4 protein-coding genes are annotated in these 8,240 nt (G+C 54.9%); 3 read left to right on the top strand and 1 reads right to left on the bottom strand.

Annotated features, from left to right (window positions below):
* Positions 1-323 precede the first annotated feature (323 nt).
* Genes IEY53_RS34235 through IEY53_RS34225 form a run of 3 tightly spaced genes read left to right on the top strand, consistent with a single transcriptional unit; the run spans position 324 to position 7,554 of the window.
* Entirely contained in the window at positions 324-1,643 is a 1,320-nt protein-coding gene (locus tag IEY53_RS34235) for a glycoside hydrolase family 125 protein (RefSeq protein ID WP_189032755.1), read from the top strand.
* A complete protein-coding gene (locus IEY53_RS34230; protein WP_189032753.1) occupies positions 1,640-4,819 on the top strand; it encodes a beta-galactosidase in 3,180 nt (1,059 codons plus the stop codon). Before IEY53_RS34235 ends, IEY53_RS34230 begins: the two co-directional genes overlap by 4 nt.
* Positions 4,819-7,554, top strand: a complete 2,736-nt coding sequence (locus IEY53_RS34225) for an alpha-mannosidase (protein ID WP_189032751.1) — start codon at positions 4,819-4,821, stop codon at positions 7,552-7,554. The genes IEY53_RS34230 and IEY53_RS34225 overlap by 1 nt, the downstream gene beginning before the upstream one ends.
* Positions 7,555-7,596: 42 nt before the next feature.
* Here IEY53_RS34225 and IEY53_RS34220 read toward each other — a convergent pair whose 3' ends face one another.
* Entirely contained in the window at positions 7,597-7,884 is a 288-nt protein-coding gene (locus IEY53_RS34220; protein WP_189032749.1) for a hypothetical protein, read from the bottom strand.
* Positions 7,885-8,240 lie beyond the last annotated feature (356 nt).

Here is an 8,240-nt window from a genome sequence, read left to right as displayed (position 1 = left end):
GTTTGATTCTATTATCCATGAGTTGTACTTTCCGTGTCCACCTCTTAGTCTAAATCACAGGGGTTCTTATTTGAGGCAACGAATGGGGTTGTCCTTTTATACGGACACAGGTGCTCTTATTGTATGATCTTTAGCCCGAAACGAGGGTCCATGGAACATTTAGCGGCTCCTGAGTCCGTTTGACCAGAAAAATGAGCTGATTTCGCGAAATAACGTTTCTCCGGTCCGTTAAGTCTGTAAACCGCTTATTTTGCGGTAGAGCCATATTAAATAAGATACACAACCCTAATTTTCAGATGACATCAGCAAAGGAGACAACGCTCTTGGAACAATTCAGACTACCCAAAATAGCAATGCCCCAGCTTCCGCTGCCAAAGGCCATACAGGAGGTGCTTGCGGAGGCGGAGGAGAAATTGGCCCACCGCCCGAAGCTGCTGCAGCTGTTCAAGAACTGTTTTCCGAATACACTGGAGACGACCACCAAACTGCTGGATGACGGCACAACCTTTGTCATTACAGGGGATATTCCAGCTTCCTGGCTGCGCGATTCCGTGGAACAGGTGATTCAGTACGTGCCTTTGGCCAAAAACGATCCTGATCTCCAGCGCATCATCGGCGGTCTGATCAAACGCCAGATTCAGTATATTCATATCGATCCTTACGCAAATGCGTTCAATGAGTCGGCGAATGACTGGCACTGGAACACCACGGATGAGACCGAGATGTCACCTTGGGTATGGGAACGGAAATTCGAGATTGACTCCTTGTGTTTTGTCGTTCGTCTGGCTTATACCTATTGGAAAGAGACCGGGCTGACCGATTTCTTCGACGCCGGTTTCAAGTCGGCCTTGCGCCAGATTGTCGATTTGTTCAAAAGAGAGCAGCGCCACTTCGAGTTGTCTCCTTACCGCTTCACCCGCAATAACGGCATTCCCGAGGATTCGCTGCGTAACGGGGGTCTCGGCATGCCGGTGAATTATACCGGAATGATCTGGTCCGGCTTCCGTTCCAGTGATGACGCTTGCGACTTCCACTACAACATTCCCGGCAACATGTTCGCGGTTGTAGCCCTGCGTCAGATGCAGGAATTCGCAGAGTGGGTATTCCGCGACCTTGACTTCCTGGCTGAGCTGAAAGAGCTGGAGTTTGAAGTGGACCATGGCATCAAGCTATATGGCATTTACCGTCATCCGGAGTTTGGTCCCATTTATGCTTATGAGACAGACGGCTTCGGCAATTACTGCCTGATGGACGATGCAGGAACGCCGGGGCTCATCTCCATCCCTTACCTGGGCTACGCTTCGGCGGATGATCCGATCTACCAGAACACCAGACGGTTCGCCCTGAGCAAAGAGAATCCGTTCTATTATGAGGGAACTGCCGCCAAAGGCATCGGCAGCCCGCATACCCCGGAGAATTACGTCTGGCATATGGCTTTGTCCATGCAGGGAATTACCGCACAGACCGCCGAAGAAAAGCTGGAGCTGATCGCGATGCTGGAGAATACCGATGCCGGAACCGGATATATGCATGAGGGTTTCCATGTGGATGATCCTGAAGTGTTTACGCGCAGCTGGTTCGCCTGGTCCAACAGTCTGTTCTCACAACTTGTCTACCGGGCGATGAAGGAAGGCATTCTGTGAGCGGGGGCGCGGTGATTGTATTCTGCGACCCGTCGTTTCCGGGATTCCCGGCCGCTGCCGGGCTGACGCCTGAATGGGTCAAGTCCAGCGGCGGATTGCAGCACATAGTCCATGCCGATCAATTGGCGGAGGCACTGGACTTGGCACCGGCCGGAGGCTGCTTCGTTAGCCTCCATGCCCCTTATTTTCCCAAAGGCGCCTGGCCGGCCATTGTCGCCTACTTGCGCAGAGGGGGAGCCCTGATCAGCATCGGCGGTGCACCGTTTAAACATCCGGTACGGCGTGCAGGGGATCAGTGGAAGATTGAAGCGGAGCAGACCGCCTATCACCGCCAGCTCCATATTCATGAAGCCTTGCGCGTGAACAGCGCGGACCGCATTCAGCGGCACACTGCCCATAGCGATATTCCGCTCTTCGCAGGCGATGAACAGCTGCTGCCTTTGGCGGATACCTGGAACCTGGTGCCGCATGTTACCAAAAGCAGCGACCTGCCGGAGCAAATGGGCTCAAGCGGGCCAATGGACACGCGGATTTATCCGCTGCTCAAGGGAGTGACCGCAGAGAATCGCGAGGTCTCCGCACCGGCTGTGCTGTGGGAGCATGTCGGCGGGCCCTTCGCGGGTGGCCGCTGGATCTTTATCGGCCAGCCGCTGCCGGAGGAATTCTGGAAGCGGGGCGGCGGTGAGGTCCTGGACCGCTGGGCCGCTTTTGCCGCCCGGGGCGTGACCGAGCTGTGGCTGAAGCCTAACTATGCTTCCTATGAAGAAGGTGAACGTCCGCTGCTGACTGTGCAGGGGCAGCTCCTTAGCCGCAGTTTCTCTGCGCAGTCTTCCGCGCGCTGGAAGCTGAAGCTCACGGTGCACAGGAACGGCGAGTCCGCCCCCTGCTTCAAGCACGAGTGTGATCTTACGGTCAGCCGCGAACTGAACATTCTGCGCATTCCTGTTACTGCTGCTTTGCAAGCCGGGATGTACCATCTCTCCTGCCATGCGGAGTCTGAGACCGGCGAAGTACGGGTGCTGCGCCAAGGCTTCTGGAGTTATGATGCGGCCCTGCTCCGGCAGGGAGAGCCAATTCGGGCAGGGAGAGATTATTTTATAAAAGAAGGCCAGCCGCTGCCTGTAGTTGGCATGACCTATATGACCTCGGACGTAGCGCGCAAATTCCTGTTCCTGCCGAATGCCGATGTGTGGGACCGTGACATGGCCCAGATGAAGAAGGCGGGCATCAACTGGATTCGGACCGGGATTTGGACCGCTTACCGCAATATGATGCAGGTGGACGGCCATGCCTCGGAAGAGGTACTGCGGGCTATCGATGCTTTTCTGCTGACTGCGAAGCGGCATGGGCTGCAAGTGACCTTTACCTTTTTCTCGTTTACACCCGAAACCTGGGAAGGGACGAACCCCTATCTTGATCCGCGCAGCGTTGAAGCCCAAAAACGGTTCATCCGCTCCATCGTCTCGCGGCACAAGGCAACCACCCATGTCGATTGGGATCTGATCAACGAACCTTCGATGTTCGATCCGCCGCGGATTTTCTCGGATGGGCCCAGCTCAGCGAGGGACAGCTATGAGCGGCAAGCGTTCTCAGCCTGGCTGGAACAACGCCATGGCAGCATCGCGGTTCTGCAGGAGCGCTGGAATATGACGCCGCTGGAGCTGCCGGATTTCACAGCCGCGTTGCCGCCCGAGCAAGCGGAGATCAACTTCAGCATCCAGGATATTCATTCCGGCAAACGCGGCACACGCTGGCTCGATTATTGCCTGTTCTCGATGGATATGCACAATGCCTGGGCCAAGGAACTGAGCGGAACCATCAAAGAATTGTGTCCCGGTCATTTGGTGACTGTCGGACAGGATGAAGCGCTGGGGGCCCAGCGGCCTTCGCCGTTCTTTTATGAACAGGCAGTTGATTATACGACGGTTCACACCTGGTGGCTTAATGACAATTTGCTGTGGAGCGGAATTTTTGCCAAAACAGCCCATAAGCCGAACCTCATTCAGGAGACCGGCATCATGTACGTGGAAACACCCGATGGACGGGCCAAGCGGAGCGAAGAGGAGCTGCGCTCCATGCTGGAACGCAAATATGCTTATGCCTTTGCCTCCGGGGGAGCCGGAGCGGTCCAGTGGATCTGGAATACGAACTTTTATATGGACAATGCCAATGAATCACAGATCGGCGCGCTGCGGGCCGACGGCACCGAAAAGCCGGAAGCGGATGTTTCCTATGATTTCGGGCGCTTTATCGGTGCAGCCGGTTCGCTGTTTGACGGGCGCGGGCTTGAGGATATTGCCGCCGTATTCCCTTATTCCAATGACTTCTCCAACCGTAAGCTGGCTTATGATGCGACCACCCGTCTGACACGGATTATGTCGTACCAGCTGCGTCTGCCTTTCCGGGCCGTATCGGAATACGACCTGGCCCCTCTGGAAACGCAGCCGCCCAAGCTGATTCTGCTCCCGGGCATACACAACCTGGACAGCGGAGCGCTTGAACGGCTGCTGGGCCTTGTGGAGCGTACGGGTGCAGTACTGCTCGTTACCGGAGCATTGGGACTGGATGCCTATTGGCAGTCTTCGGACCGGATGGATGCTATTGTGGGCCCGCGCCATGCGGGCAATGTGCGCCGCGAAGAACAGCTCCAGCTTGACGGGCGCCGTTACGCCGTTTCTTACGGTCAGAAGCGGATTGCCGAGCTGGTAAAGGAGACGCTGCTGCCTGCCGGCACGGAGACTCTCTCCGGGCTGCCGGGGGACAGCCTTGTCGAACGTTTGATCGGAGCGGGCCGCCTGATCTGGTGTCCGCTTCCGCTGGAGCTGAATGACCGGGATGAGCCGATTGCGGCGCTTTACCGGTACGCCGCGGAAGCGGCAGGCATTGTCACGGAGCTGGAATGGATCAGCGGTGGCGACCTGCCGGGCGTGTATGGACGCAAACTCACTTTTGCCGCCGGGTCAGTGTTTATTTTTGTATCCGAATATGCCTGGGACGCTGAGATTGAAGTAAAAGATCCGATCACGGGTACCCGCTATGCCTTCCGGCTGGAGAAGGAACGTTCGGTATTGTTTGCAGCCGACCCGGGAGGGCAGCTGGTGTCTGTGTACAGACCGGAAGAAGTAACGATTACAATTCATTCAGGTAAAGGAAGCGAAGGGGTGGAGACAGGCTGATGGCAAAGAAAAAAACCGCACATATCATTTCCCACACGCACTGGGACCGGGAATGGTATCTGCCCTATGAGAAGCACCATGTCCGTCTGGTTCAGCTGGTGGATGCACTGCTTGCGAAGCTGGACGGCGATTCGGCTTTTAAAAGCTTTTATCTCGACGGTCAAACTATCATTCTGGAGGATTATCTTCAGGTACGGCCGGAGAACAAAAAGAAGCTAGAAGCGTATATCCGTGAAGGGCGGATTCTGATCGGTCCTTGGTATATTCTGCAGGATGCGTTCCTGACAAGCGGCGAAGCCAATGTGCGTAATATGCAGATCGGGCATCAGGATGCACTGAAGTACGGCGAACCTTCCAAAATCGGCTATTTTCCCGATACCTTCGGACTGGTTGGACAAACGCCGCAGCTGATGCTGCAGTCCGGGATCAGCAATGCCTTTTTCGGACGGGGGGTTAAGCCCACCGGTTTCAATAATACAGTGTCAGATGCGGGTTATGAGTCTTCCTTCTCCGAGCTGATCTGGGAGGGGCCTGACGGCTCGAAGATTCTCGGCATACTGTTCGCCAACTGGTATTCCAACGGCAATGAAGTTCCTGAGCAGGAAGCTGCTGCCCGTGAATTCTGGGACCGCAAACTGGCCGATGCCGAGAAATATGCCTCAACGGGAGAACTGCTGTTCATGAATGGCTGCGACCATCAACCACTGCAGCTGGATCTGCCGGAAGCGATCGAACGTGCTCAAACTTTATACCCGGAGGTTGAGTTCGTTCATTCGAACTTCCCGGATTACCTGCGTGCTGTAGAGGGTGAGTTGTCGGCGGCACAGCGGGAGCTCTCCACCGTTACCGGGGAGCTGCGCAGTCAGCGTACAGATGGCTGGGGCACCCTGGTGAACACGGCTTCGGCGAGAGTATATCTGAAGCAGATGAACCAGAAGGGTCAGACGCTGCTGGAAAAAGTAGCCGAACCTCTCGCCTCCATCGCCAGCCTTGCCGGACAGGACTATCCGCATCATCTGTTCACCTATGCCTGGAAGACGCTGATGCAGAATCATCCGCATGACAGCATCTGCGGCTGCAGTGTGGATGAGGTGCACCGGGAGATGGTGACGCGTTTTGATAAAAGCCGCCATGTGGCCGAGAGCATCATAGATGACAGCGCGCAGTTCATTGCCGACCAAGTGGACACTTCCGGCTTTGCCGCTTACGGCGGGGATGCTGTTCCTTTTGTAGTGATGAACACAACCGGCTGGAACCGTACCGGGACTGTTACCATAGAGCTGGATGTGGCCCGGCTGTATCTGCGGGAGGGATATCCGCTGGATGAGACCGCCCGCAGAATGCAGGAGGTGGCGTTGTCCGGACGTCTGCTGGTGAATGATCTTGGCCAGCCTGTAGAATGTACTATAGAAGACTTGGGTCTTGGGTTTGGTTATGACCTCCCCGATGACAAGTTCCGCCAGCCTTATATGTGCCGCAAGGTGAAGTTGGCCTTTGAAGCCCGGAATGTGCCTGCGCTTGGGCTTCGTGCCTACGCATGGGTGCAGTCCTCTGCTGCGGCTCCTGTGCAAACCTCTCTATTAGTTGGAGAACGCGGTCTGGAGAATACGGCACTAAAGGTTGAGGTGGCTGAGAATGGTTCATTTACGCTGCTTCACAAAGCAAGCGGTGTCCTCTACCGTGATCTGGGCATCTACGAGGATACAGGAGATATCGGCAATGAATATATGTACAAACAGCCGGAAGGGGAACAGGCCCTGACCACCAAAGGGCAGTCCGCCTCCATTCGCGTGCTTGAGGACAGTCCGTTCCGGGCAGCGATCGAGATCCAACATGACTGGGTTGTTCCTGCTTCAGGGGATGTCACTCTGGAGGCGGAGCAACGTGCGCTGGTCTATTACCCTGAGCGCAAAGCCCAGCGGAGCTTGAATACCGTAACTCTCCAGCTGCGTACAGTGGTTACACTGGAACGTGAGGGCAGGGGAGTGCATATTGAATCGACTATCAATAACCAGGCCAAAGACCACCGGGTGCGGATGTTGTTCCCAACGGACCTTTCAGCCGGGGTTCATTATGCAGATTCGATGTTCGAAATTGCCAAACGGGACAATGTCCCTGCCCCGGAATGGGAGAATCCGAGCAACACCCAGCATCAGCAGGCCTTTGTAGATGTCAGCAGTGGCGATGCGGGCCTGACAGTCGCTAACCTGGGGCTGAATGAATATGAGGTGCTGCGGGACGGGCGAAATACAATTGCTGTTACGTTGCTTCGCAGCGTAGGGGAGCTTGGAGACTGGGGCTGGTTCCCGACACCTGAGGCCCAATGCCTGGGTGAATCCACCGCGTACCTGGAACTGATCCCTCACACCGGAGAAGGGATTGGCTCTGGTGCTTACGCCGAGGCCTATCAGTACCAGATTCCTTGGACTGTATGCCAGACAGGTCAGCATCAGGGAACTTGGACTTCCGGTTATGCTCCCCTCAATTGGGAGGGCGAGGAACTGGCTTTCTCGTCGATGAAAATGAACGAAGTAACGGGCGATCTCCTTCTGCGCTGGTATAACATGTCCAGCAGGCCGGCGCAGCTTCAACTGACCCCGAATGTTTCACAGGTCCAACTGTACAAAACAACTATTCTGGAGCAGCCAGCTTCTCCGGTCATGGAGGGGCCAGCGCGAGAACTGACGCTGGAGATTGGTCCGAGCGAAATAGTAACATACGGCCTGAGACTATAGCCAAAAGAGGCCGCGGCGCTTCCCTGCCGCGGCCTCTTTTTATTACTTTCTTCTATAGAACTTGCTCCACTCCTGAATAGCCTCTACGCGTGACGGGAATCGCATTTTTCTCCAACTCTCGGTTTCCCACTCCTGAACTGCCTGCTCCTTGGTGGTGTAGAAGCTGTAATCACAGATATTCCAGCTGCAGTACAATTTCCGGTACCATTTCCCGCGTGGTATCTCGCCCGGGTAGCGGCGAACGGCCTTGGCCGCTTGCATCTTAGCCCAGGAAGCACCGTGTTTTTGTTGATCGCTGAATACAGGCTGCCTTTTTACGCTTCTGCTCATTGCATACAAAACCCCCTTTGGGGGAAGCTAGAGGTTATGCAAGATCTTCAATAGAACCACCCCGCTTGTCTTGAAAGTAGAAATCACGATTAAAGTACAGTCCACGCTGTTACTATAAGTGGACGCTATAAAATTAGGAAGGTTGCAACGCCGATGAGGTGAAAAGTAGTCACTTAGATTTTTTTGAAATAAAGCTTGCGTAGTATGTCGATCCATGATATATTATATTTCTGGCCGCGAGACACCAATTTGAGCTCAGAAAGAAATTAAAAAAAGAGCTTGCATTAATCGGCCGAACATGATATATTATAAGAGTTGCTGGTGACGAGCTAATCGCCGCTAACAACGAGCTTGAT

Source organism: Paenibacillus albidus (assembly GCF_014644435.1).
Classification (GTDB): domain Bacteria; phylum Bacillota; class Bacilli; order Paenibacillales; family Paenibacillaceae; genus Paenibacillus_AQ; species Paenibacillus_AQ albidus.
This window is presented reverse-complemented; position numbering and strand designations above follow the sequence as displayed.